The sequence below is a fragment of the Pseudomonas sp. LBUM1663 genome, assembly GCF_059695905.1.
The window spans coordinates 5,259,314-5,284,205 of record NZ_CP166792.1; the positions used below are offsets into that span (position 1 = coordinate 5,259,314).

Annotated in this window: 23 protein-coding genes; 22 read left to right on the forward strand and 1 reads right to left on the reverse strand. The window is 60.1% G+C overall.

The window, feature by feature from the left end:
- The first annotated feature begins 1 nt into the window (after position 1).
- The 16 genes from ACA075_RS24100 (at position 2) to ACA075_RS24175 (ending at position 16,447) form a co-directional block, all read left to right on the forward strand.
- Positions 2-949 (forward strand): flavin reductase family protein, encoded by a 948-nt coding sequence (locus tag ACA075_RS24100; RefSeq protein WP_497295785.1) that lies wholly within the window; start codon positions 2-4, stop codon positions 947-949.
- Between the two features lie 13 nt (positions 950-962).
- Positions 963-2,267 (forward strand): Rieske 2Fe-2S domain-containing protein, encoded by a 1,305-nt coding sequence (locus ACA075_RS24105; RefSeq protein WP_219094585.1) that lies wholly within the window; start codon positions 963-965, stop codon positions 2,265-2,267.
- Entirely contained in the window at positions 2,245-2,730 is a 486-nt protein-coding gene (locus ACA075_RS24110; RefSeq protein WP_219094584.1) for an aromatic-ring-hydroxylating dioxygenase subunit beta, read from the forward strand. The genes ACA075_RS24105 and ACA075_RS24110 overlap by 23 nt, the downstream gene beginning before the upstream one ends.
- 26 nt (positions 2,731-2,756) lie before the next feature.
- Positions 2,757-4,457 (forward strand): NAD(P)/FAD-dependent oxidoreductase, encoded by a 1,701-nt coding sequence (locus tag ACA075_RS24115; protein WP_497299322.1) that lies wholly within the window; start codon positions 2,757-2,759, stop codon positions 4,455-4,457.
- A gap of 42 nt (positions 4,458-4,499) precedes the next feature.
- Positions 4,500-5,837, forward strand: coding sequence for an amidase family protein (locus ACA075_RS24120; protein ID WP_219094582.1), 1,338 nt, complete (start codon positions 4,500-4,502; stop codon positions 5,835-5,837).
- Between the two features lie 108 nt (positions 5,838-5,945).
- Entirely contained in the window at positions 5,946-7,214 is a 1,269-nt protein-coding gene (gene mtr / locus ACA075_RS24125; protein WP_497295787.1) for a tryptophan permease, read from the forward strand.
- Positions 7,215-7,481: 267 nt separating this feature from the next.
- Positions 7,482-8,408, forward strand: coding sequence for a glutamate/aspartate ABC transporter substrate-binding protein (locus tag ACA075_RS24130; RefSeq protein ID WP_497295788.1), 927 nt, complete (start codon positions 7,482-7,484; stop codon positions 8,406-8,408).
- 192 nt (positions 8,409-8,600) lie between these two features.
- Positions 8,601-9,347: an amino acid ABC transporter permease gene (locus ACA075_RS24135; protein WP_219094579.1), complete on the forward strand. Its 747-nt coding sequence runs from the start codon at positions 8,601-8,603 to the stop codon at positions 9,345-9,347.
- Positions 9,347-10,018 (forward strand): amino acid ABC transporter permease, encoded by a 672-nt coding sequence (locus ACA075_RS24140; RefSeq protein WP_219094578.1) that lies wholly within the window; start codon positions 9,347-9,349, stop codon positions 10,016-10,018. Before ACA075_RS24135 ends, ACA075_RS24140 begins: the two co-directional genes overlap by 1 nt.
- Positions 10,015-10,749, forward strand: a complete 735-nt coding sequence (locus tag ACA075_RS24145; protein ID WP_219094577.1) for an amino acid ABC transporter ATP-binding protein — start codon at positions 10,015-10,017, stop codon at positions 10,747-10,749. The genes ACA075_RS24140 and ACA075_RS24145 overlap by 4 nt, the downstream gene beginning before the upstream one ends.
- Before the next feature lie 162 nt (positions 10,750-10,911).
- Positions 10,912-12,813, forward strand: coding sequence for a two-component sensor histidine kinase AauS (aauS, locus tag ACA075_RS24150; protein ID WP_497295791.1), 1,902 nt, complete (start codon positions 10,912-10,914; stop codon positions 12,811-12,813).
- Positions 12,810-14,138, forward strand: a complete 1,329-nt coding sequence (gene aauR, locus ACA075_RS24155; RefSeq protein ID WP_497295793.1) for a two-component response regulator AauR — start codon at positions 12,810-12,812, stop codon at positions 14,136-14,138. The genes aauS and aauR overlap by 4 nt, the downstream gene beginning before the upstream one ends.
- Before the next feature lie 8 nt (positions 14,139-14,146).
- Positions 14,147-14,476, forward strand: a complete 330-nt coding sequence (locus ACA075_RS24160; protein WP_497299323.1) for a GlpM family protein — start codon at positions 14,147-14,149, stop codon at positions 14,474-14,476.
- Between the two features lie 270 nt (positions 14,477-14,746).
- Entirely contained in the window at positions 14,747-15,667 is a 921-nt protein-coding gene (locus tag ACA075_RS24165) for an arginase family protein (protein ID WP_497295794.1), read from the forward strand.
- Positions 15,664-16,038: a DMT family transporter gene (locus ACA075_RS24170; RefSeq protein ID WP_094470876.1), complete on the forward strand. Its 375-nt coding sequence runs from the start codon at positions 15,664-15,666 to the stop codon at positions 16,036-16,038. Before ACA075_RS24165 ends, ACA075_RS24170 begins: the two co-directional genes overlap by 4 nt.
- 10 nt (positions 16,039-16,048) lie before the next feature.
- On the forward strand, positions 16,049-16,447 hold the full coding sequence (locus ACA075_RS24175; RefSeq protein ID WP_497295796.1) for a DMT family transporter: 399 nt from the start codon (positions 16,049-16,051) through the stop codon (positions 16,445-16,447).
- Between the two features lie 154 nt (positions 16,448-16,601).
- On the opposite strand, the gene ACA075_RS24180 is transcribed toward ACA075_RS24175, so the two are convergent.
- A complete protein-coding gene (locus ACA075_RS24180) occupies positions 16,602-17,363 on the reverse strand; it encodes a MipA/OmpV family protein (protein WP_497295797.1) in 762 nt (253 codons plus the stop codon).
- A 220-nt stretch (positions 17,364-17,583) separates the two neighbouring features.
- Between ACA075_RS24180 and ACA075_RS24185 the strand changes: the two genes are divergently transcribed.
- From ACA075_RS24185 to ACA075_RS24210, 6 genes are read left to right on the forward strand one after another with little or no spacing between them, the layout of a single operon-like run.
- The gene (locus ACA075_RS24185) at positions 17,584-18,297 is read left to right on the forward strand and encodes an HAD-IB family phosphatase (RefSeq protein WP_497295799.1); all 714 of its coding nucleotides are present in this window, start codon (positions 17,584-17,586) and stop codon (positions 18,295-18,297) included.
- Positions 18,290-19,684 (forward strand): aspartate aminotransferase family protein, encoded by a 1,395-nt coding sequence (locus tag ACA075_RS24190; RefSeq protein WP_497295800.1) that lies wholly within the window; start codon positions 18,290-18,292, stop codon positions 19,682-19,684. Before ACA075_RS24185 ends, ACA075_RS24190 begins: the two co-directional genes overlap by 8 nt.
- A complete protein-coding gene (locus tag ACA075_RS24195; RefSeq protein ID WP_497295802.1) occupies positions 19,681-20,559 on the forward strand; it encodes an alpha/beta hydrolase in 879 nt (292 codons plus the stop codon). Before ACA075_RS24190 ends, ACA075_RS24195 begins: the two co-directional genes overlap by 4 nt.
- Before the next feature lie 14 nt (positions 20,560-20,573).
- Complete coding sequence (locus ACA075_RS24200; RefSeq protein WP_497295804.1) at positions 20,574-21,701, forward strand: GNAT family N-acetyltransferase; 1,128 nt, start codon at positions 20,574-20,576, stop codon at positions 21,699-21,701.
- On the forward strand, positions 21,698-23,470 hold the full coding sequence (locus ACA075_RS24205) for a sensor histidine kinase (RefSeq protein WP_497295806.1): 1,773 nt from the start codon (positions 21,698-21,700) through the stop codon (positions 23,468-23,470). The genes ACA075_RS24200 and ACA075_RS24205 overlap by 4 nt, the downstream gene beginning before the upstream one ends.
- The gene (locus ACA075_RS24210) at positions 23,460-24,848 is read left to right on the forward strand and encodes a sigma-54-dependent transcriptional regulator (RefSeq protein WP_497295808.1); all 1,389 of its coding nucleotides are present in this window, start codon (positions 23,460-23,462) and stop codon (positions 24,846-24,848) included. The genes ACA075_RS24205 and ACA075_RS24210 overlap by 11 nt, the downstream gene beginning before the upstream one ends.
- The last annotated feature ends 44 nt before the right edge of the window (positions 24,849-24,892 follow it).

A 24,892-nucleotide genomic window follows, 5' to 3' on the forward strand; every position in this document is an offset into this window, starting at 1 on the left:
TATGAACTACACAATCACTGATTGCCGAATGCTCTCGGCCTCTATCAAAGAAATCACCGTCAGCCCGCAAACACCAGGGCATGCCGTGCTGGATGCGGGCGCGCATTTCAAATGGTTCATCCCCGAACTGAATGAATGGCGGCACTACTCGGCGGTACAACTGGCGGACCGCATGACGGCGCAAGGCAGCGTCGTCTTTGCCATCCGGCTCACGGCCGACTCGGCCAGCAGTCGCTACATTCGTTCGCTGGCAATCAACGACACGGTGCAGCTCGATGGCCCGTTCAATACGTTCACCTACCCGCTCACTGAAGGCGTCGGCAGGGACATTGCGATTGCCGGCGGCATCGGCATTACGCCGCTGACCGGGATCCTTCATCACCTGACGTCATTGAATCGAAGCGCACACCTGCACTACTTCGCCAGGAACGACGACGACGCGACCTATGCCTTGCCCCTGCAGGCACTGTTGCAGGAACGCCTGCACTTGCACTTCTCCAATAAACCCGATGGCCGCCCCGCTGTCAGTCAGGTGCTCGCAGATCTGGCACCACACGACCGGCTCTACGTCTGCGGTCCGCAGGCGATGCTCAACGACGTGTTTTGCCATGCCGAGGCCAGTGGCCTGGCGCGCGAGCGCATCCATTTTGAAATCTTCAACGTGGTTCGGGAAGACGATGCGTCGGCCTTTGTGATTGACGCCGTCGAGTCGGGTATCAGCGTCAACGTCAATCAAGACCAAACCTTGCTGGAGGCGCTGGAGGCGGCCGGCCTGGATCCGCTCTACGACTGCCGACGCGGTGAGTGCGGTGTCTGCGCGCTGGAGGTCCTTGAGGGTGAAGTCGACCATCGCGACTTCATCATGAGCGAAAAAGAAGCTGCCTGCAGCGCAAGGATTTATCCCTGCGTCTCCCGGGCCAAAAGCCAACGCCTGAAGCTGGCGATCTAACGAGGAACACCGTTTGGACAATTACTTCAACGGCAGAGAAGTGCATAAATCGCTCTACCTTGATCAACAGCTCTTCGACCAGGAACAACACAGCGTCTTCGCCGCCAGCTGGAGTTACGTGGGGCACGACAGTCTGATCCCGCAGCCCGGCGACTTTTTCACCACCGACATTGCACAGCAACCCTTGGCAATGGTCCGGCAAAAAAATGGCGACATCGTTGTCCTGCACAACCGCTGCCCGCACAAAGGCGTGAAAGTGCTGGCCGAGCCTCGCGGCAATGTCGGTCGGTTTATCCGCTGCCCTTACCATGCGTGGACCTTCAAGACCGATGGCGAACTGCTGAGTATTCCGGTGAAAAAGGAATACGACGATTGCGACCTCAGCGCGTGCTCCGCCCACAAAGGCATGCAAGCCGTCGCGGCGGTGGAGAACTATCGCGGTTTTGTATTTGTCCGCCTCCAGGCAGAAGGCATCGACTTCAACACCTTTTTTGGCGAGTCGTTATCGACGCTGGACAACATGGTGCTGCGCTCGCCCCTGGGCCAGTTGCGCGTCGTTGGCCAGCCGCTCCTGCACCGCCATCGCTGCAACTGGAAAATGGTGGTCGATAACCAGACCGACACCTGTCACCCGATGATTGCCCATGAGTCCTCGGCGGGCGAAGCGATTCGCTTGTGGAAGGAAACCAGCGACCAGAGCAGCCCTTCGCCCATGGCGGTCGAGCTATTTTCACCGTTCATGGCGTCCTACGAGTTCTTCGCCGACATGGGTATTCGCATCTGGCCCAACGGCCACGGGCATACCGGCGTCAGCAACTCAATCCATAAAGCCTATGCCGATATTCCGGGTTATTGGGACTTGATGGTCCAGAGCTATGGCAAACGCCAGGCCACCGAGATTCTCGAAGACACCCGACACAACACCGTCTATTTCCCGAACCTGATGGTCAAGGGCCCGATCCAGACGTTGCGGGTGATCAAGCCGATCAGCGCTCAGGAGACGGTGGTCGAGTCGTGGATCTTTGAATTGGTGGGCGCCCCCATCCAGTTGCTGGAACGAACCGTTCAGTACAACAACCTGATCAATTCCCCTTGCTCGATGGTCGCCCACGACGATGTGGAAATGTACGAGCGGGCGACGGAGGGATTGCGCAGTGATTCCAACGAGTGGGTCAACGTGGCGCGACTCTTTGAATCGACCGAATCCTATGAGCGGACCCAGGTGGTTTCGGGCACCAGCGAAATGGCGATGCGCAATTTTTACAACAGCTGGCAGCACTTGATGCGGGATAACCATGCAACTCGATCAGAACAATAAACACGCCATCGAACAGTTGATCGCCAGCGAAATCCAGCTACTGGACCAACAAGACTTCAGTGCCTGGCAACAACTGCTGACCCCCGACTACACCTACTGGATTCCGTTGCGACGAGAACAGACCAGCCCTCTTCATGAGTCCTCGCTGCTGTATGAAGACCGGTTTCTGACCACGCTGCGCATCAACCGATTGGCCAACGCGCGCAACTACTCGCAACAGCCCAAGAGTCGCAGTTTGCATATTGCCCAGTGTTCGTTGATCCGTCTGGAAGACGACGAACTGAGCGCATCGAGTAGCACCAACATGCTCTATTGCGAAGCCCGAGGGGACAGCGAATGGCATTACCCGGTCACCGTCGAGCATCAACTGATTAACGTCGAAGGCACCTGGAAAATCCAAGGCAAAAAAGTACTTCTGCTCAATCCCTCCCGAGCGATTGAAAGCCTGCAGTTAATCATCTGATTTATCGAGAATCACACGTGAACGTTATGACTACCGGCTTCGACGAAGCCACATTTCCCGGTTCTTTTCCGTATGTCGACCTGTTGTACGACTACGGCCAGTTTTTGCGCAATGCCAGTGATGCGATCGGTTACTTGCCACCCGAAGCGGCCAATAAACACATCGGCATTGTCGGCGCCGGGCTGACCGGGCTGGTCGCCGCCTACGAACTGCTCCGTGCCGGTGCCCAGCGAGTCACGCTGTTCGAGGCCGCCGAAGAACACTTGGGCGGGCGCTTGCTGACCCAGCGCTTTGACGATGACCATCCGCAATTCATCGCCGAAATGGGCGCGATGCGCTTTCCTCCCAGCGAGGTCGGGTTGTTTCACTACCTGAACCGGTTTGGCATCGAAACCACTGAAGCGTTTCCCGACCCCGGTGTCGTGGACACCGAAATCCACTACCGCGGTGAGACTCATCACTGGGCGGCCATGCAGCCTCCACCTGCGATTTTCAGCACGGTCCATCGGGGCTGGAGTGCGTTTTTGAAAGAGGGCGTGACCTTCGATGACGGCACCTGCCTGGCGCCACCGTTGTTACTGACCGAGTTACTCAAGCAACACAACTACGCGGAAGTGCAGCCGGAATGGCAACGCTATCTGGATTACTTCGGCGACAGCTCGTTCTATTCGGCCATGGTGCAGATTTTCACCGGCAGCAACCCGCCCGGCGGACAACCGTGGCGCAAACCCGAAGACTTTCATCTATTCGGTTCACTGGGGATCGGCTCGGGCGGTTTCCAATCGGTATACCGCGCCTCCTTTACCGAGATTCTGCGGCTCGTGGTCAATGGCCTCGAAGTCAATCAACGGCTGGTGCCGATGGGCATCTCATCGCTGTCGGAGTTGATTGCCGATACGTCATTCCACGGCATGCCCCTGCGCGACCGAATCTGCCGCACCCGCATCGAGTCCATCAACAAGGGCAATAACGGTGAAATCCTGCTGGCCGGCAGCAATGGTGAAACCTATGCCTGCGACCGGGTGATCACCACGACGACCACCCGGGCGCTGCAAGTGAACATGAAGCTCACACAGAACCAGGCCTTCGTGAATCGTGACGTGGCCCGGGCGATCAACGAAACCCACATGGTCGGTTCGTCCAAGCTGTTCATCCTGACCAAAGACAAGTTCTGGTTGAAACACGGGCTGCCACAGAACATCCAGACAGACACCTTGGTGAAGGGCGTGTATTGCCTCGATTACGCACCGCAGGACCCTGAGTCCTGGGGCGTGGTATTGATCAGTTACACCTGGGAAGACGACTCCCACAAGATGGTTTCTATGACCGACAAAGTTCAACGCTGCTTGCGCCTTGTCGATGAACTGGCCATGAGCGCACCTGAGTTTGCCAGCCACCTTCTACCGCTCAATGGCAACTACCAGCGCTATGTCCTGGAGTATGACTGGCTGACCGACAAGCATTCGCTGGGCGCCTTCAAACTCAACTTTCCGGGTGACGATATCTACTCGGAACGCTTGTTCTATCAATTCAAAACGGCCCTCGATCCACAGCAGGACACGGGGTTGTACCTCGCCGGGTGCGGCTGCTCTTTCACCGGTGGCTGGGCGGAAGGCGCCATTCAAACAGCACTCAACGGTGCCTGTGCGGTGATCAGCAGTCTGGGTGGCGACTTGATTGCCGACAATCCGCTGGACGGACTGCACGCTCAATACCGCTATTGCTGATGCCTTCATCGCAAGCCTCCTCTCTATCGCCGAGACCGTTTTATGTACAGCCAGCTTTCAATTGAAGAACTCGTCAGCGGATTTCGCAGTGGTCGCCATTGCCTGGATGCCTGGCACCAATCCCTGCGCGATAAACAGTTTGATCATCAACACCTGAACAGCTTCATCACGTTCGACCCGACGGCGTTCGAGGTTGCCCTCGGGGCCGACCGGGAGGCGAGCCTTTATGGCATTCCCGTTTCCTTCAAGGACAACATCAATGTCAGCGGCATGCCGACCACCGCAGGAACGCCGGGGCTCGCTGCTTACTACCCGTTGTCCGATGCCGGGATTGTCGAGCGTTTCAAGACGCTGGGCGCGAGGGTCGTTGGCAAGAACAACATGCATGAACTGTCGTTCGGGGTGACGTCGGCCAACCAAACTTACGGCGCCGTGGTCAACCCGGCTGACGAACGCTACAGCGCGGGCGGCAGCAGCGGTGGTTGTGCGGCAGCCGTCGCAGCCGGTCTTGTGCCCTGCGCCGTGGGTACCGACACCGGCGGGTCAGTGCGCATACCCGCGGCGTTCTGCGGGATCGTCGGGTTTCGCCCCACCACGGGGTGTTACCCGGTGGACGGCATCGTGCCCGTTTCCCAGACCAAGGACACGCCAGGGCTACTGACCCGCACACTGCAAGACTGTCAGTACATCCACCATCACCTGACCGGGAACCACCCAGCGCCCCCGGACGACAACAGACCCCTACGGGTGGGCATACCGGAAAAATTCTTCTGGGCCGACCTCGACGAAAAAGTCCGACGCGACTGCTTCGCGGCTATCGAGGTGTTGGCAGATCGGGGCGTGGAGCTGGTTCCGGTCGATGACCTGTTGATCGGGGAAATCAATGAGAGCATTCAATTCCCATTACCTATTTACGAGTTCTTTATCGACTTCCCGCGCTTCTTGATGAAAGAAGGCTGGGGCGACCAATTTTTGAGCATCCTGGCGCAGATCCGGGACCCGGGCATCAAGAAAATACTGACGGCGCAACTTGAGAGCCCGGCGATTTCCTACACCGACTATGTACAGGCATTGATGAGCAAACTGCAGCTGAGTCGTGAATACAGCCGTCTGTTCAACGCCCATCAACTGGATGTGATTGCCTACCCCACCGTCAGCTGTACGGCACCGTTGCTCACGGAGTGCGAGGCAGAAAGCAACTTCGAGACCTTCGTGCGCAACACCGACCCGGCGAGCAACCTGGCGGCGCCCAGTGTCACCGTGCCGGTAGCGGAAAAACACTCGCTGCCGGTGGGGCTCTCGTTCGACGCGTTGCCCGGGCAGGACAGCTTGCTGCTGGAGAGATCCCGCCAATTATCCCGTTTGCTGGCCATGCGTTAACGCGCTGTCGGCGCCATTCACTGAATGGCGCTGATCCTTTCTCACGCGCGCCTGCAACCTGGCCCGCCGAAAGAACAGCCCTCTAATAACTCAAATGCAGGCCTTGCCATGCGCAGCACTTCTACGTCCACTTCCGCTCCCCCCGTCGCACTCGAACGTTCGCCCTCGGTGCTCGGCGGCGCCATGATGATCGGTGGCACCATCGTCGGTGCCGGCATGTTTTCGCTGCCGGTCGTCATGTCCGGCCTGTGGTTTTACGGCTCCGTCGCGGTCCTGTTGTTTGCCTGGTTCTGCACCTTGCATTCCGGCCTGATGATTCTTGAGGCCAACCTTAACTATCGTTCCGGTGCCAGTTTTTCAACGATCACCAAAGACCTGTTGGGTCGTCGCTGGAATGTGTTGAACGGCTTGAGCATCGTCTTTGTCCTGTACACGCTGACCTACGCCTACATCTCGGCCAGCGGTTCGGTGATTCATCACAGCGCCCAATCATTGGGAGTGAATCTGTCGGCACGCGCCGGGGGCTTGTATTTCGCCCTGACGGTCGCGCTCATCGTGTGGCTGAGCACGGCAGCGGTGAGTCGGGTGACCACAGTGATCTTCGGTGCAAAGATCATCGCGTTCTTCCTGACCTTCGGCGGGCTGCTCGATCACGTGCAACCGGCGACACTGCTCAATCGAAACGCCACGGATAGCCACTACCTTCCTTACCTGCTGATGACCCTGCCCTTCTGCCTGACCTCCTTCGGTTTTCACGGCAACGTTCCCAGCCTGATGAAACACTTCGGCAAAGACCCGCAGCGTATCCGTACCTGCCTGGTCAGCGGCACCCTCATCGCGCTTGGGCTGTACGTTGTCTGGATGGTTTGCAGCATGGGCAACATTCCCCGGGACGGGTTCAAGGACATCGCTCAGCGTGGCGGCAATATCGACGTGCTGATCAGCGCGCTGGGGGCGATGCTCAACAGTGCGAAAATCGATGTATTCCTCAGCCTTTTTTCCAACTTCGCCGTCGCCTGCTCCTTTCTCGGCGTGTCCTTGGGGCTCTTCGATTATCTGGCCGATGTGCTGGGGTTTGACGACAGCCCGCGAGGTCGCCTGAAAACCGCAGCCACCACATTCCTACCACCTATGCTCTGCGGGCTGTTGTGGCCAGAAGGGTTTATCCATGCCATCGGTTTCGCCGGTCTGGCGGCGACCCTCTGGGCCGTCATTACCCCGGCATTGCTGGCCAGCGCATCACGCAAGCGCTTTGGCAGCCCGCGGTATCGCGTCTGGGGAGGCCAGCCCATGATTGCCCTGATATTGTTTTTCGGCGTGATCAGCGCGATTTCACATGTGCTGTTTTCATTGGATTTGTTGCCGGTGTGGCGCTAGCGGTCTCAAACGCCATTCGGTTTTCCGAACGCGACCTGTCGGCCGATTCGGTTAACCGGATTTTCCTTCGCCGAAATCAGCGCCATAAATATTTAATACCCTTATAAATCAATAACTTGACCTATATCGCCTGGCCTGGCACGAGTCATGCTCTACACTCTTGGACGAATGCCTGTTGCGCACCCACTTCAGGAGCCGTCAGGCATTCGAAGCACAAAAGGGCCGATGAACTGGCTCCATAAAAAAAACAATGTCGAGGAAAATTTGATGCGCATCGTTCCCCATATCCTGGGCGCAGCCATTGCTGCCGCTCTGATTAGCACTCCAGTTTTCGCTGCCGAACTCACTGGCACACTGAAGAAGATCAAAGAGTCCGGTGTGATCACCCTCGGGCATCGTGACGCTTCCATCCCGTTTTCCTATATCGCTGATGCTTCCGGCAAACCAGTCGGCTACTCCCACGATATCCAGCTGAAAATCGTCGAAGCCATCAAGAAAGACCTGGACATGCCCAACCTCCAGGTCAAATACAACCTGGTCACCTCGCAAACCCGTATTCCGCTGGTGCAGAACGGCACCGTGGACGTCGAGTGCGGTTCCACCACCAACAACGTGGAACGTCAGCAGCAAGTCGCCTTCTCCGTCGGCATTTTCGAAATCGGTACGCGTCTTCTCTCCAAGAAAGACTCCGCATACAAGGATTTCGATGACCTGAAAGGCAAGAACGTCGTGACCACCGCGGGCACCACGTCCGAGCGCATCCTCAAGTCGATGAACGCCGACAAGCAGATGGGCATGAACGTCATCTCTGCCAAAGACCACGGCGAGTCCTTCCAGATGCTGGAATCGGGCCGCGCAGTGGCTTTCATGATGGACGACGCCTTGCTGGCCGGTGAAGCGGCCAAGGCCAAGAAGGCGGATGACTGGGCCGTGACCGGCACTCCACAGTCCTACGAAATCTACGGCTGCATGGTTCGCAAGGGCGACGAGCCGTTCAAGAAGGCTGTCGACGACGCGATCGTGGCAACCTACAAGTCGGGCGAGATCAACGAGATCTACAAAAAATGGTTCATGTCGCCAATTCCGCCAAAAAACCTGAACCTGAACTTCCCGATGAGCAACGAGCTCAAGGCCCTGATCGCCAATCCGACCGATAAAGCGGCTGACGACAAGCCTGTAGAAAAAAAGTCCTGAGTTCTGACTAACCTTATCTCCTGAGAGGGCCACTGCCCTTTCAGGGGATAGTCACTCCCTGCTGGCATTTTTGGAAACACTCGAACCGGTGGCTGTCGAGCCGTTCGTGTGTGCCTGATCGTCAAGTTCAGGCGGGAACGGAGCTTCCCCAGGCGGGCATTTGTACATCGAACGATCTGAGGGGAGACCCTAATGAATTACAACTGGGACTGGAGCGTATTCTTCAAGTCCACCGGTGTGGGCAGCGAAATTTATTTCGACTGGTACCTCTCCGGTTTGGGCTGGACCATCGCCATCGCCGTCGTGGCCTGGATCATTGCCCTCATGCTGGGCTCGATTCTGGGTGTCATGCGCACCGTGCCGAATCGCATCGTATCGGGCATCGCGACCTGCTACGTCGAACTCTTCCGTAATGTGCCGCTGCTGGTTCAGCTGTTCATCTGGTACTTCCTGGTGCCCGATCTGCTGCCGCAAAACCTGCAGGACTGGTACAAACAGGACCTGAACCCGACCACCTCGGCGTACCTGAGCGTTGTCGTGTGCCTGGGCCTGTTCACCGCCGCTCGCGTTTGCGAACAAGTGCGTACCGGCATCCAGGCGTTGCCTCGCGGCCAGGAAGCGGCCGCTCGCGCCATGGGTTTCAAGCTGCCACAGATCTACTGGAACGTGCTGTTGCCCCAGGCCTACCGGATCATCATTCCGCCGCTCACCTCGGAATTCCTGAACGTGTTCAAGAACTCTTCCGTGGCGTCGCTGATCGGCCTGATGGAGTTGCTCGCGCAGACCAAACAGACCGCCGAGTTCTCCGCCAACCTGTTCGAAGCCTTCACTCTGGCTACCCTGATCTACTTCACCCTGAACATGAGCCTGATGCTGCTGATGCGTGCGGTCGAGAAGAAAGTCGCCGTACCGGGCCTGATCTCCGTAGGGGGTAAATGATGGAATTCGACTTCTCGGGCATCGTCCCGTCCCTGCCGGGCCTGTGGAACGGCATGGTCATGACCCTGCAACTGATGGTGCTGGGCGTCGTCGGCGGGATCATTCTCGGCACGATCCTGGCCCTGATGCGCCTGTCCCACAGCAAACTGCTGTCGAACCTTGCCGGCGCCTACGTCAACTACTTCCGTTCGATTCCATTGCTGCTGGTCATCACCTGGTTCTACCTGGCGGTGCCGTTCGTGCTGCGCTGGATCACCGGCGAAGACACCCCGATCGGCGCGTTCGCCTCCTGCATCGTGGCCTTCATGATGTTCGAAGCGGCGTACTTCTGCGAAATCGTCCGGGCCGGCGTGCAGTCGATTCCCAAGGGCCAGATGGGTGCTGCCCAGGCCTTGGGCATGACGTATGGCCAGATGATGCGTTTGATCATCCTGCCGCAAGCGTTCCGCAAGATGACCCCGCTGCTGCTGCAGCAGAGCATCATCCTGTTCCAGGACACTTCGCTGGTCTACGCGGTCGGCCTGGTGGACTTCCTCAATGCCTCGCGTGCCAGTGGCGACATCATCGGTCGCTCCAATGAGTTCCTGATCTTTGCAGGTCTCACGTACTTCACAATCAGCTTTGCCGCCTCGCTGCTGGTCAAGCGTCTGCAAAAAAGGTTTGCCGTATGATCTCTATCAAGAATGTCAACAAGTGGTATGGCGACTTCCAGGTACTGACTGACTGCAGCACCGAGGTCAAAAAAGGCGAAGTGATCGTGGTGTGCGGGCCGTCCGGTTCCGGCAAATCCACCCTGATCAAATGCGTCAACGCCCTGGAACCGTTCCAGAAAGGCGACGTGGTGGTCGATGGCACGTCCATCGCCGACCCGAAGACCGACTTGCCGAAACTGCGTTCGCGCGTCGGCATGGTGTTCCAGCATTTCGAACTGTTCCCGCACCTGACCATCACCGAAAACCTGACCATTGCGCAGATCAAGGTGTTGGGCCGGAGCAAGGAAGAAGCCACCAAGAAAGGCCTGCAACTGCTTGAGCGCGTCGGCCTCTCGGCTCACGCCCACAAGCACCCGGGCCAACTCTCCGGTGGCCAGCAACAGCGTGTGGCGATTGCCCGTGCGCTGGCGATGGACCCGATCGTCATGCTGTTCGACGAACCGACCTCGGCGCTGGACCCTGAAATGGTCAACGAAGTGCTCGACGTGATGGTGCAGCTGGCTCACGAAGGCATGACCATGATGTGCGTGACCCACGAAATGGGCTTTGCCCGCAAAGTGGCGGATCGCGTGATCTTCATGGACCAGGGCAAAATCATCGAAGACTGCAAGAAAGAGGACTTCTTCGGCGACATCACCCACCGCGCCGAGCGTACACAGCACTTCCTTAACAAGATTCTGCAGCACTAAGAAAGACACCGCTCCCAATGTGGGAGCGGGCTTGCTCGCGAAGGGGCCATTACATTCAGCAATGATGTTGGCTGACCCACCGCTTTCGCGAGCAAGCCCGCTCCCACACTGGATCGGTGGTGGTATTGAGATTTGTGTTGTGGTTGACCCAAGGCATCTGTGATGAAATGCGACCCCACTCTCTATCGCGCCGCGCCGCCATCACTCGCCGTGAAACCCCGTCTGATTCGCCATCTGTTCCTGCCCCCCCTGGTCATCGCCCTGATGATCGGATTGGGTTACCTCGGCTTCTGGGTCAGTGAACACTATGGGATTCGCAGCCTCAGCGAGAACGGCCAGCGTCAGCTCGAACTGCATGCCCGCGCCGTCGAGAGCGAGATCAGCAAATACACCTACCTGCCCAGCCTGCTGGAACTTGAATCCAGTGTTTCAAAACTGCTGGCCGACCCGTCACCGGAACACCGGCAGACGGTCAATGATTACCTCGAAGGCCTGAACCGGCGCAGCCGCAGTCGGGCCATCTACGTGATGGACACCACCGGCCGCGTCATGGCCACCAGCAACTGGCGCGATGTCGACAGTTACCTGGGCGAAGACCTGTCCTTTCGCGCCTATTTCCAGAACGCCGTGCGCGGTCAGCCGGGACGCTTCTACGGGATCGGCAGCACCAACGGCGAACCCGGTTACTACCTGGCCCACGGCCTGGAAGAACACGGCAAGATCATCGGCGTCGCCGTGGTCAAAGTGCGCCTCGAAGCCATGGAAGAACGCTGGCAGCGCGCGCGCCTCGAAGCCTTTGTCAGCGACGAGAACGGCATCATCATTCTGTCCAGCGACCCGGCGCGACGGCTCAAATCGGTAGTTCCGTTGAGCGATGAAACCAAGGAAAAACTGGCCCGCAGCCTGCAGTACTACTGGTTCCCGCTGAACGAATTGCAGCCACTGGCCCGGGAACAACTGGCCGAAGGCGAAGAAAAACTGACCTTCCCTGCCAACAGTGAAGTGGAGTCCGACGAAGAGGACATCAGCTACCTCTCGCAGACCCGCCCCTTGAGCGACACCCCATGGAATTTCACCCTGCTCACGCCGCTTCAGGATTTGCGCCGTGAAGCGATCAATCAGGGCATTCTGGTGGCGGTGGCATTTGCCCTGGTGGCATTCCTGCTGATCGCCTGGAACGAGCGGCGCAAGGTGATCGCCACCCGCCTCGCCGCCCGTGAAGCCCTGCAGGAAGCCAATAACCAACTGGAGCGTCGGATTACCGAACGCACCACCGACCTGCGCGCCAGCAACGAGCGACTCAAGGGCCAGATCCGCGAAAGACGCCAGGCTGAAGAGACGTTGCGCCGTGCCCAGGATGAGCTGGTGCAGGCCGGTAAACTCGCCGCCATCGGGCAGATGTCGACCAGCATCGCCCACGAACTGAACCAGCCGCTGGCGGCGCTGCGCACCTTGTCCGGCAACACCGTGCGCTTTTTAGAGCGCGGTCAACTGGACGTGGCCAGCACCAACCTCAAGACCATCAACGAATTGATCGACCGCATGGGCCGGATCACCGCCAGTCTGCGTTCCTTCGCCCGTCGCGGTGACGACAAGGGCCAGGCGTGCCTTGGCAAAGCGGTAGACGCCGCGTTGCAACTGCTCGGCGGTCGCGTGGAAAGTGTCCATCTGCAACTGCATCGTGACTTCAAAGACGTGCAGGTGCAGATCGACCAGACCCGCCTCGAGCAGATCCTGGTCAACCTGATCGGCAATGCCCTCGACGCCATGCAGGCACAACCGTTGCCCGAGCTGTGGCTGGAAGGCGAAGCATTCGACGGCAAATATCGCCTGCGCGTGCGCGACAACGGCCACGGCATCGACGCCGAAGCGCGCAAGCATTTGTTCGAACCGTTCTTCACCACCAAACCCGGCGAACAAGGCCTGGGCCTGGGCCTGACACTTTCCGCCAGCCTGGCCGCCGCCACCGGCGGGCACCTGGGTGTCGAACACCCGGCCAGCGGTGGCACCACCTTCGTCCTCAGTTTACCGTTGGTAAGCCCCACTCACGCCGAGCCAATATGAACAACGACCTTAGTGTGCTGATCGTCGAAGACGACCCCCATGTGCTGCTCGGCTGCCAACAGGCGCTGACCCTGGAAGACATTCCCTGCGTGGGCGTGGGCAGCGCCGAAGAAGCGCTGGAGCGGGTTGGCGACAACTTTGCCGGCATCGTCATCAGCGACATCCGCCTGCCGGGCATCGACGGCCTGGAACTGCTGACCCGGCTCAAGGCCCGCGATCGCAGCCTGCCGGTGGTGCTGATCACCGGTCACGGCGACATTTCCATGGCCGTCGGCGCCATGCAGAAAGGCGCCTACGACTTCATGGAGAAACCCTTCTCCCCGGAACGCCTCGTCGATGTCGCCCGTCGTGCGTTGGAGCAACGCAGCCTGGCCCGGGAAGTGTCTTCGTTGCGTCGGCAACTGGCGGAGCGCGATTCCCTCGAAGGCCGGATCATTGGCCGCTCGCCAGCCATGCAGAACCTGCGCGAACTGATTGCCAACGTCGCCGATACGTCGGCCAACGTGCTGATCGAAGGCGAAACCGGCACCGGCAAGGAACTGGTTGCGCGATGCCTGCACGACTTCAGTCGCCGCCACACCAAGCAGTTCGTCGCGCTGAACTGCGGCGGCCTGCCGGAGAACCTGTTCGAAAGCGAGATCTTCGGACACGAGGCCAACGCGTTCACCGGCGCCGGTAAACGGCGGATCGGCAAGATCGAACACGCCGACGGCGGCACGCTGTTCCTCGACGAAGTCGAAAGCATGCCCCTGCCCTTGCAGATCAAACTGCTGCGGGTGTTGCAGGAACGCACCCTCGAACGCCTGGGTTCGAACCAGAGCGTGGCCGTGGATTGCCGGGTGATTGCGGCGACCAAGTCCGACCTCGTCGAGTCGAGCAAGGCCGGCGAGTTTCGCAGCGACCTGTATTACCGCTTGAACGTGGTGACCCTCGAATTGCCGCCGTTGCGCGAACGTCGCGAAGACATCCTGCAACTGTTCGAACACTTCCTGCAGCAGTCGTCCCTGCGCTTCGACCGTGCGGTGCCGGAGCTGGACAATCAGACCCTGTCGAACCTGATGAGCCACGACTGGCCCGGCAACGTGCGCGAACTGCGCAACGTCGCCGAGCGTTTTGCCCTCGGCCTGCCGGCCTTCAAGAAATCCGGCGCCAGCGGCAGCGCTCAGGGTCTGGCCTTTGCCGAAGCGGTGGAAGCGTTCGAACGCAACCTGCTCAGCGACGCCTTGCAACGCAGCGGCGGCAACCTGACCCAGGCCAGTCTGGAACTGGGCATGGCCAAGACCACGCTGTTCGACAAAGTGAAGAAATACGGGCTGAGCCACTGATGGACCTGATCCTCAAAGCAGCGCTGGGTGCGGCAGTGGTCGTCATCCTCGCCGCGCTGGCCAAGACCAAAAACTATTACATCGCAGGCCTGGTGCCGCTGTTTCCGACTTTTGCGCTGATTGCGCATTACATCGTCGGCAAAGGGCGTTCGGTGGATGACTTGAAGACCACCATCGTGTTCGGGATGTGGTCGATCATTCCGTACTTCGTTTACCTGGCGACGTTGTATCTGATGGTCGACCGGATGCGGCTTGAAGCGTCGCTCGCCGTGGCGGCAGTGGCGTGGCTGATGGCCGCCACCGTCCTCGTCACCGTCTGGGTCCGCCTGCACGCCTGACCACCCCAAATCCCTGTGGCGAGGGAGCTTGCTCCCGCTGGGTTGCGAAGCAACCCCATTACCTGCAATCGAGTTTCAGCAGACAAACCTCCTTGACCGCTTAGGGGCTGCTTCGCAGCCCAGCGGGAGCAAGCTCCCTCGCCACAATGAATTTCAGTGCAGCAGACGCCTGGCCCGTCCCTTGCATTTACCCCCAAAAGCCCCCTCGGCCGGCCTTCATGATGGATGAAGCCGGTGTCTGGGAGGGTCTGCCAAGGGTGATTTGCGACCTTGAACATTTTAGATCTCGACCATAGCCTGACGGCCCAGGCGCCCATCTCGCGGCTGCTGGAAAGCGGCCGTGCCAAACGCCTCGACTTGCTCGACCTCGGCCCGAAATTGCGACTGTGGTCCAGCGAACGGACCTGGCGCCGGTTCGCCGAACGCTTGCAGCAACGGCCCCGGCACAGCGGTCCGCAGCCGGAAATCTTCTTCGTCGGCTCCGGTGATTACCACCATCTGACCCCGGCGTTCCTGACCGATTTACCGGAACCGGTAAGCCTGATCCACTTCGACAACCACCCTGACTGGGTCCGCTTCGCCCCGCGCCGGCATTGCGGTTCATGGGTCAATCAGGCGCTGAAACTGCCGAACATCCAGCGCATCGTCACCCTCGGTCCGTGCAGCGATGACCTGCAGAATCCGCAGCTCAAGGGCGGCAATGTCCGGGCGCTCAAACGCGGCGTGTTGCAGCTGTTTCCGTGGCAGCGCCCGCCCTCGAAAGTGTGGGGCCGGGTCGGTGACGGCGCTGGCCATCGACAGCAGGAAAACCTGCTGCACTGGCGCAACCTGGCAGAACTCGACTGGTCGGTTTTTCTCGAACAGATGATCGCCAGCCTTCCCACCGGCGCGGTGTGGATCACCGTCGACAAGGATGTATTGGCCAGCGAAGACGCGGCGACCAATTGGGACCAGGGCGGCATGCGCCTGAGCCATTTGCTGCAAGCCATCAGAGCCTTGGCGGCCAGCAAGCGAATCATTGGCATCGACATCTGCGGCGAGTACGCCCGGCCGGCTTTCAGCAACGCCCTCAAGCGCTGGGAAGCCAAGTCGGACCAGCCCCCCGCCGAACGCTGGAGCGAAGCGGATCTGCTGCGCAACGCTGCGACTAATCAGGCGTTGATCGATCTGTTCGAGGAGTTGTTTCCATGACCTTCACCGTGATTGTGCTGGTGGCGTTTTCCATCGTGCTGGACGTCATCGGCCAGCTCTGTTTCAAGCTCGGCCTGGACCGTTTGCCGGAACTCGAAGGCGGGTTTCGCCTGAATGCGTTCTGGGGCCAGGTGTTCAACGCGCCGCTGCTGTGGTGCGGGATCGGCGCCTACGTGATCGAATTTTTCGTCTGGCTCGAAGCCCTGTCCCGGGCACCGCTGAGCCTGTTGTTTCCAGCGGCGGCGCTGGCGTATTGCGGCGTGGTGCTGGCCGGCAAACTGATCCTCGGCGAGACCGTCAGCCGGCGGCGCTGGCTCGGCACTTTAGTGATTACGGCGGGCGTGATGCTCGTGTGTGTCACCCATGTCTGAGGCTCAAGCGATGATCAGAAGCAAGACCGACTGGCTGCATGAGCGCCTCGGTACGGTGGTGCTGTGGGCGTTGTTGATCGGTTTTGAAAGTGCCGGCCAGATCGCCACCAAGGTCGGTGGGGATCAACTGGGGCAGATGGATTTCAACCTGCAATGGCTGCTGGCCGTGGCGGTGAATCCCGGGGTGTGGTTTGCGATTGCCTGCTACATCGGCGCGTTTTTCGTGTGGATGCTGATCTTGCGGCGCAGCAGTCTGTCCCTGGCGTTCCCGCTGAGTTCGCTGGTGTTTGTCGGGGTGTTGCTCGGGTCGTGGCTGGGGCTGGGGGAGCAGATCAGCGTGCTGCACTGGGTAGGCGTGGCGGTGATTATGGGCGGAATTGCGTTGCTGGCCGAGGGTGAAGAAACCTGAAATCACCGCAATCCATTGTGGCGAGGGGGCTTACTCCCGTTCGGCTGCGCAGCAGTCGTAAAACAGGCTGGCGAGGCATTTCTGGAAGAATGAGTTGCCAAGTTTGGGGGCCGCTTCGCGACCCAGCGGGAGCAAGCTCCCTCGCCACAAGTGCTTAGTTGAATTTGTAGGCCAGTGCAGCCTGCACTTCCCCTTGGTTGGTCTCCCCGACCTCTTTGACAATGCTGCTGTCCGCCGCCGAACCCGTCAGGTGAATCCAGCTCGCGCTGGTCAACAACGACCACTGCGGCGCCAGCGGGAACTCAAAGCTCTGAGTCAACGCCACATTCTGCAAACCACCGCCGGCGTTATACGGCCGAATCCCTGACGCCTGAGACTCTGCGTCACTCACCCCGAAAAACGTCTGATTCTGCCGCGCATCAGCAAAATGCGCGGTCAGACTGGAGCTGCCAATCACCCCGCCGCCCAGCGGATAACCCACCTCCCCGCCGACGCGCCCCAACACGCCGCCCTGCCCGCCGCGCCCGCCCACCGCTTGCCCGACCGACGCAAACACGCGCCAGAAATCAGCGGGCGCGTACTGCACGTAACCGCCCACTTCGCCCATGTCCGGCACGTCACGCAACCCCTGCAATTCGCCGTTGGACGTGCGCCCCGGCAGGTAATTCACGAACGGTCCGGCGCTGAAACCATTCGCGCTCAAGGCGTCCCAGGTCAGCCCGTCATCCGTACTGAGGCTGACATCGCCCCAATCCAGATCGAGGTACGGCACCGGCCGGGTTTCGTAGCGGCTACCGGTCGGATCGTGCGGCTGATAGCTGAGCCCAGCCCCTGCTTCACCGGTGATGCCGTCCGCTGAAACGTTGGCCGAAAGGCACGTCAGCGCGGCAAATAGAGCAACAGTAATCCTCGACATGAGGCCATTCCTTCATCTGGATGTGCGCGCATCAATCCCCGAATCGCCCCTCCCGCGCAAGCACTCATGTTGTTTGTAGCGACCTACAAAAATTGTAGCTTCGCCGCCACAAACACTCGCCATAACCCCAGCCCCGCTGGGCCGAACCCGGTTGGCACAGTCCCTGCTCTACCCCCTTGGCAAGCGCAAACAGCGCCTCCTGCCAAGATAGGTACAACAGATGATTGACTGGCATATCGTGTGTGATTTCGACGGGACCATCACCCGCACCGACGTGATCGACAGCATCCTCCAACGGTTCGCCGACCCGAGCTGGGAAGCGATCGAAAACGAGTGGCTGGCGGGTGACATCGGTTCCCGTGAATGCCTCAGCCGCCAGCTCTCGCTGGTCAAGGCCACACCGGGCGAACTGCTCGGGTTCTTCGACACCATCGAGATCGACCCGGACTTCCCCGACTTCGTCGACCACGTCATCGGCCTCGGCGCTTCCCTTGAAGTGGTCAGCGACGGCATCGAGCAAGGCATCGCACGGATCCTGGCGCGCAACTACGTCAGCCTCTTGCCGATCCTCGCCAACCGCCTGCGGCAGCTCGACCACCAGAGCTGGCGCATCGACTTCCCCCATGCCAGCGACGCCTGCCGCGCCGCCTCCGGCAACTGCAAATGCAAATCCACCCCCAGCGTCAAACGGGTGCTGGTGATCGGCGACGGCCAGTCCGATATGTGCGTGGCCGCCACCGCCGATTTTGTGTTTGCCAAGGATCGCCTGGCCGAGCACTGCGAGCGCAACGGCATCGCCTACGCCCGCTTCGACAGCTTCGCCGAACTGCCCGCGTTGCTCGCCCTGCTGCCAAGCGCCAGCGCCGCCAACGCCACCTCTTTCAACATAGAAACTTTCAACCCAGAAAATCAGGAACTCCTCCACCATGTCTGATATTCGAATCGCTACCGCAGAAGACCAGGTCCTTCTGGATAAAGAAGCCAAGTACTGCTCCTACGGCGACACCGTTCACTACATCGATCCGCCGCGCATTTTCAGCCGCTGCGAAGGCTCCTACGTCTGGGACACCGAAGACCAGGCCTACCTCGACCTGCAAATGTGGTACTCGGCGGTCAACTTCGGTTACGCCAACCCGCGCCTGAATAATGCGTTGAAACAGCAGATCGACACCCTGCCGCAGATCGCCAGCCAGTACCTGCACAAAGGCAAGATCGAGCTTTCGGAAATGATCGCCGTGGACGCGAAGAAAAAGTTCGGCCTCGACGGCCGGGTGCACTTCAATGTCGGCGGTTCGCAGTCCATCGAGGACTCGCTGAAAGTCGTGCGTAACGCCACCAACGGCAAAAGCCTGATGTTTGCCTTCGAAGGCGGTTACCACGGCCGGACTCTCGGCGCCTCGTCGATCACTTCCAGTTACCGCTATCGCCGCCGCTATGGCCACTTCGGCGAGCGCGCCAATTTCATCCCGTTCCCGTATCACTTCCGCGGCCCGAAAGGCATGACCAAGGAAGAGTACGGCAGCCATTGCGTGCAGCAATTCGCCCGCCTGTTCGAGACCGAATACAACGGCGTCTGGGACCCGAAAGTCGGCCAGAGCGAATACGCCGCCTTCTACGTCGAGCCGATCCAGGGCACCGGCGGCTACGTGATTCCGCCGATGAACTTCTACAGCGAACTCAAGCACGTGCTGGATCAGCACGGCATTTTGATGGTGGTCGATGAAATCCAGATGGGCTTCTGGCGCACCGGTAAGCTGTGGTCGATCGAGCACTTCGACGTCAAGCCGGACGTCATCGTCTTCGGTAAAGCCTTGACCAATGGCCTCAACCCATTGGGCGGTATCTGGGCCAAGGAAGCGTTGATCAACCCGAAAATCTTCCCGCCAGGCTCCACCCATTCGACCTTCGCCTCCAACCCGTTGGGCACGGCGGTCGGCCTGGAAATGTTCAAGATGACCAGCGAAATCGACTACGGTGCGATGGTTATGAACAAGGGCAAGTACTTCCTCGAAGGCTTGAAAGACTTGCAGAAACGCTACCCGATCATCGGCGACGTCGACGGCCTGGGCCTGGCACTGCGCTGTGAAATCTGCGGGCCGGACGGCTTTACGCCGGACAAGGCAACGCTCGATTTCATGGTCGAAGAAGGCATGAAAGGCGACATCGAAATCGACGGCAAACGCCTGGGCCTCATTCTCGATGTGGGCGGTTACTACAAGAACGTCATCACCCTCGCGCCGTCACTGGAAATCAGCTACCCGGAAATCGATTTGGGCATCGCCCTGCTCGACCGCTTGCTGCATCGGGCGATGAAACGATGAACCAGCCAGAGATCGACATGGGCGAAGGCAGCGCCGGTTTCGTTCTCGGCAACGGGGAGGTCGCGGTGTTGTTGATCCACGGCCTCACCGGCACGCCGACCGAACTGCGCCGGGTCGCCATGGGCCTGGCCAAGGCCGGCTGCACGGTCTACGTGCCGACCCTGGCCGGTCACTGCGGGGACAACGCCGACCTGCAAGCCACCGGGTGGCGCGACTGGTACGAGAGCGCGCGCAACACCTTCAGCGGTGTCCGGCGCAAACACCAGCACGTGTTTGTCGGCGGCTTGTCGATGGGCGCGGTGCTGGCAATGTACCTGGCGGCCGAGCATCCGGGGCAGATCGAAGGCTTGCTGCTGTATTCGACCACCCTGCGCTACGACGGCTGGAACATGCCCAAAGTCGCGGTGCTCACGCCGTTGCTGATGGCGATTCCGTATGGCGTGCACCTGTGCCGTTTCAACGAAAAATCACCGTTCGGCATCAAGGACGAACGCTTGCGGGCGATTGTCGAGCGGCAGATGAAGGCCGGTGAAAGTAGTGATGCCGGGCTGTTGACCATGTCCGGGGTGAGTGTCCGGGAACTGCATCGATTGGTGGCCGCGGTGAAAAAACGCATGCCGCAGATCACCACCCAGGCGCTGGTGTTGCACTCACGCGAAGACGACATCACCAGCCGCTGGAACGCCGACTATGTCGAACGCAAACTCGGCGGCCCGGTGGTGAAAATCCTGCTCGACGACTGCTACCACATGATCACCGTCGACCTGCAATACCGTCGCGTGGTGGAGCTGAGCGCGGACTTCATCCAGCACCGGTTCATGCAACAAGGAATCGTCCCGCAACCCATGCGCCAGTCATACCGGCAGCTGGCGTAACTCAAGGAACTGAAGTGATCACTGCCCTTGCCTTTTCAACCATCGAAGCCATCGACCGCAGTGCCTGGAATGACTGTTTCCCCGGCGAACTGGAGGACTGGGATTATTACCGGGCTGTCGAACAGGCGGGCATTGCGGATTTCCAGTGGCGTTATCTGGCGCTGTACGAAGACGAGGTGTTGGTCGCGGCTGCGGTGGCGTTCACCACCGCGTATTCGCTGGACACCACGGTTCAGGGACCGGGTAAACGCGTCACCGAACAGTTGCGCCGCTGGTGGCCGGGACTGTTCGACGTGCGCCTGTACGCCCTCGGTTCGCCGGTGGCCGAGCAGTGCCATGCAGGGACCTCACGCCAGATCGACCCCACCCGGCGTCCAGCCTTGCTTGAGCAATTGTTGACCCTGGCGCGCAGCGATGCCGACCAGGCCGGAATCGGTCTGCTGGCGGTCAAGGATGCATCTCACCGCGATCCGCAGTGGTTGCAGGCGTGCCAGGCGGCCGGTCTGCAAAGCATGCCTGGCCTACCCAGCGCCGAACTGCCGATCCGTTTCGGCTCGGTGGACGCGTACCTCGGCACGCTCGGCAAATCCACCCGCAAAGACCTGCGCCGCACGTTACGCGGGCACGGTCCGCGCATCGAATGGCGGCGTTCTGTTGAAGACCTGCTGCCGCAAATGATGGCGTTGTACGAAGCCACCCTTTCACGCAGCGACCTGACCTTCGAACGCCTGCCGCCGGACTACTTTCGACAAGTCCTCGAACACCTCGATGAACGCGCCGCGTGCGTGCTGTACTGGGTCGGCGATGAGCTGGTAGCGTTCAACCTGGTGCTGCTGGACGAGCAACGCCTGGTCGACAAATTCTTCGCCCATGACCTGACCCGAACCCGCGAGCACAACCTGTACGTGCGCAGCTGGCTGGCCAATGTCGACTACTGTATTGAACACGGCATCCCGATCTACGCGTGCGGGCAGGCCGGCTATGCCAGTAAGCTGCGCCTGGGTTGCTCGTTCACCGGCAACACCGTGTTTTTCCGCCATCGCAACCGAGTGCTCGACGGTCTGTTGCGACGGGTGAAAATGTTCATTCGACCGGACCGTTCCGACCCTGCCATGGCTGCTGCAATAAGCGAAACCTCATGATCAAAAAACGCCCCGCCACCGCCCGACCTTTCGCCCTCTCCGGCTGGAGCCTGCAGCGCAAACTGGTGCTGGCGTTCTGGCTGGTCAGCGTGATTCCGACCATGATCGCCGCGGAACTGGCGGCCACCACCCTGTCGCAGATTTTCGACAGCAACGTGCGGATCTGGCTGCAGGAATCGACCCAGATCGTCGAGGACGAGATCACTGAGATCCGCCGGGATAACGCCCGGGCCGCGCAGTTGTTCCTGCGCTACACCCGCCCGCCCACCGATCGGTTGTCGAGCAAGCACGACAAACTGACCACCGACATCGCCGACTCCATGGGCATCGACGTGGTGGCGCTCGTTCGCAGCAGCGATCACAAAGTGGTGTTCAGCACCGCCGCCGATGACATCGTCCAGCAGATCAGCACCGAGTCCAAGGCGTTGTTGCAGACCCTGCAAGTCGGCGGCATCCCCACCGGCACGGTCGTGTCGACCTTCGAGACCGATCAGGACGGCGTCGACTACAAACTGGTTATCGCCACCTACCTGGACAGCAGTTTCCTCACCAGCGTCGCCGATGTGCATTCCCTCGACCTGCGGCTGTACCTGGCCAAGGCCGATGACTTCTCGGAGATCTTCTCCACCCAGCGCTTCGAAGATCACCCGGCGGCGGTTCCGGAAAACATCGAACAGACCCTGCGCAACACCAAGCAGCCGATCGAACAATTCACCAATCGTTACAGCGGCATCTACCGGCCGATCCTCAATGAAAGCGGTGAGCTGCAAGGCGTGATCTTCAGCGGCCTGCTGCGCCACACCAGCCTGGTCGGGCTGGTGAACCAGAGCAACCTGTTCATCCTGATTTTCCTGCTCAGCTCGGCGGCGTCCCTGGCGGTCGGCTGGATTGTCTCGCAACGCCTGACCAAGCCATTGCGCGGGTTGTCCAAAGGCGTGCAAGCGGTGATTGCCGGCGATTACCGCCAACGCCTGGCGGTCACCGGTGGCGACGAGCTGGCGGAATTGAGCAGCACCTTCAACCACATGAGCGAACGCCTCGGCGAGTTGCAGCACCTGGAATCGCAACTGCGCCGCCGCGACCGTCTGCACGCGTTAGGTGAAGTCGCCATGGGCCTGGCCCATGAAATCCGCAACCCGCTGGGCATCATCAAGACCGCCACGCAACTGCTGCACCGGCGCGCCGATTTGCCCGACACCGACAAGCGTCACCTGGAATACGTGGTCAGTGAAGTCAGCCGCATCAACGACCTGATCACCGATTTCCTCGATTTCGCCAAACCCAGCGCGCCGATGCGGTCGACCCAGGCGGCACGGCCGCTGGTGGATGAACTGATCGGCTTCTGCGCCCCGGAACTGGCCAGCCACACCATCGATGTGCAAATCGACGATCAAGCCCCCGGTGCGACCCTTCACGCCGACGCGCGGCAACTCAAGCAGGCCGGCCTGAACCTGATCGTCAATGCCATCGACGCCATGCCCGACGGTGGACGGCTGACCGTGGCGATCAGCAGCGAATCGCCGTACACCGTGATCAGCATCAGCGACACCGGCCAGGGCATTGAACCGGACATGCTCGAACGGATCTTCACGCCGTTCGTCACCACCAAGGCTTCGGGCACCGGCCTGGGGCTGGCGAAGGTGTTCTCGATCATGGAAAGTCATGACGGGCGCATCGAATGCGTCAGTGAAAAAGATGCCGGCACCACCTTCAGCCTGTACATTCCGGCCAACGGTGAAGACTTCGACGAGGGCAGCGATGACACATAACGTACTGGTGGTCGACGACGAGCCCAAGCTCTGCGACTTGCTGGCATCGGCCCTGGGCCAGAACGGCCTCCAGGTGTTCACCGCCGGCAATGGCCTACACGCGCTCAAGGTGCTGGAGTGCGAGGACATCGACCTGGTGATCAGCGACTGGCGCATGCCGGGCATGGACGGCCCGCAACTGCTGGCGGAAATCAAAAGCCGTTTCCCGCAGCTGCCGGTGATCGTCATGACCGCCTACAGCACGGTGAAAAACGCCGTGCAGTCGATGCGCAACGGCGCCTTCGACTACATCGCCAAGCCATTCGACATCGACGAACTGGACATCACCGTCAGCAAGGCCCTGCAATTTCGCGACATCCTCAAAGACAACCAGCGCATGCGCGCCGAACTCGATGAGCATCAGCAGATCGACAGCCTGATCGGCGACAGCCCGAGTTTTCGCCGGGTGCTGCACGCCATCGATTCCGTGCGCGAAAGCAATGCGACGATTCTGCTGACCGGCGAGAGCGGTACCGGCAAAGAAATGGTCGCCCGGGCGATCCACAAACACGGCAACCGCGCGGACAAACCGTTTGTGGCGGTGAACTGTGCGGCAATCCCGGAAGGGTTGCTGGAAAGCGAAATGTTCGGCCACCGCAAAGGCGCGTTTACCGGCGCCGTGGCGGATCGCGTCGGACGCTTCATGCAGGCTGACAAAGGCACGTTGTTCCTCGATGAAATCGGCGAAATGCCGCTGGCCTTGCAGGCGAAAATCCTCCGGGCCTTGCAGGAACGGGTGATCGAGCCGGTGGGCGATCCGCGCGAGCGCAAGGTCGATGTGCGGGTGATTGCCGCGACCAACAAGAACCTGCTGGACGCGGTGGCCAACAAGGAGTTTCGCGAAGACCTGTATTACCGCCTCAACGTGTTCCCGATTCCCTTGCCGGCCCTGCGCGAACGGGTGGAAGACATCGCGCCGCTGGCCCGGCATTTTGCTCACACCCTGGGCGCCACGGCGGGCAAGCGCTTTACCGGGTTCAGCGCGGAAGCCTTGCAGGCCATGGCCCATTACTCGTGGCCGGGAAATATTCGCGAGCTGCAGAACTGCGTGGAGCGGGCGACGATTGTGGCGTCGGGGGCGGTGATTGAAGAAGAGGATTTGCCGGCGTATCTGTTTGCCTCAAATTCCTGCGGCAGCGGTGCGTTGGTCACCGAAGGCAGCGTACCGGCGGATCTGGAAGCAGCGTTGGCCGAGGTTGAGAAGGCTTACATTCTGGCGGCGTTGGCGCAGAGCAATGGCGTACAGGCTGCGGCGGCGCAGTTGATCGGGATCTCTGAACGCAGCTTCTGGTATCGGCTGAAGAAGCTGGGCATCCACGTCGACAAAATCGTCAGGTAACCGCTCCCCCCTGTGGCGAGGGAGCTTGCTCCCGCTCGACTGCG

Excerpts from the sequence above, each read along its gene's own strand:
- ACA075_RS24100 (WP_497295785.1), top strand. The coding sequence starts at position 2 with ATGAACTACACAATCACTGATTGCCGAATGCTCTCGGCCTCTATCAAA.
- ACA075_RS24110 (WP_219094584.1), top strand. The coding sequence starts at position 2,245 with ATGCAACTCGATCAGAACAATAAACACGCCATCGAACAGTTGATCGCC.
- ACA075_RS24115 (WP_497299322.1), top strand. The coding sequence starts at position 2,757 with ATGACTACCGGCTTCGACGAAGCCACATTTCCCGGTTCTTTTCCGTAT.
- ACA075_RS24120 (WP_219094582.1), top strand. The coding sequence starts at position 4,500 with ATGTACAGCCAGCTTTCAATTGAAGAACTCGTCAGCGGATTTCGCAGT.
- mtr (WP_497295787.1), top strand. The coding sequence starts at position 5,946 with ATGCGCAGCACTTCTACGTCCACTTCCGCTCCCCCCGTCGCACTCGAA.
- ACA075_RS24130 (WP_497295788.1), top strand. The coding sequence starts at position 7,482 with ATGCGCATCGTTCCCCATATCCTGGGCGCAGCCATTGCTGCCGCTCTG.
- ACA075_RS24135 (WP_219094579.1), top strand. The coding sequence starts at position 8,601 with ATGAATTACAACTGGGACTGGAGCGTATTCTTCAAGTCCACCGGTGTG.
- ACA075_RS24140 (WP_219094578.1), top strand. The coding sequence starts at position 9,347 with ATGGAATTCGACTTCTCGGGCATCGTCCCGTCCCTGCCGGGCCTGTGG.
- ACA075_RS24145 (WP_219094577.1), top strand. The coding sequence starts at position 10,015 with ATGATCTCTATCAAGAATGTCAACAAGTGGTATGGCGACTTCCAGGTA.
- aauS (WP_497295791.1), top strand. The coding sequence starts at position 10,912 with ATGAAATGCGACCCCACTCTCTATCGCGCCGCGCCGCCATCACTCGCC.
- aauR (WP_497295793.1), top strand. The coding sequence starts at position 12,810 with ATGAACAACGACCTTAGTGTGCTGATCGTCGAAGACGACCCCCATGTG.
- ACA075_RS24170 (WP_094470876.1), top strand. The coding sequence starts at position 15,664 with ATGACCTTCACCGTGATTGTGCTGGTGGCGTTTTCCATCGTGCTGGAC.
- ACA075_RS24175 (WP_497295796.1), top strand. The coding sequence starts at position 16,049 with ATGATCAGAAGCAAGACCGACTGGCTGCATGAGCGCCTCGGTACGGTG.
- ACA075_RS24180 (WP_497295797.1), bottom strand. The coding sequence starts at position 17,363 with ATGTCGAGGATTACTGTTGCTCTATTTGCCGCGCTGACGTGCCTTTCG.
- ACA075_RS24185 (WP_497295799.1), top strand. The coding sequence starts at position 17,584 with ATGATTGACTGGCATATCGTGTGTGATTTCGACGGGACCATCACCCGC.
- ACA075_RS24190 (WP_497295800.1), top strand. The coding sequence starts at position 18,290 with ATGTCTGATATTCGAATCGCTACCGCAGAAGACCAGGTCCTTCTGGAT.
- ACA075_RS24195 (WP_497295802.1), top strand. The coding sequence starts at position 19,681 with ATGAACCAGCCAGAGATCGACATGGGCGAAGGCAGCGCCGGTTTCGTT.
- ACA075_RS24205 (WP_497295806.1), top strand. The coding sequence starts at position 21,698 with ATGATCAAAAAACGCCCCGCCACCGCCCGACCTTTCGCCCTCTCCGGC.
- ACA075_RS24210 (WP_497295808.1), top strand. The coding sequence starts at position 23,460 with ATGACACATAACGTACTGGTGGTCGACGACGAGCCCAAGCTCTGCGAC.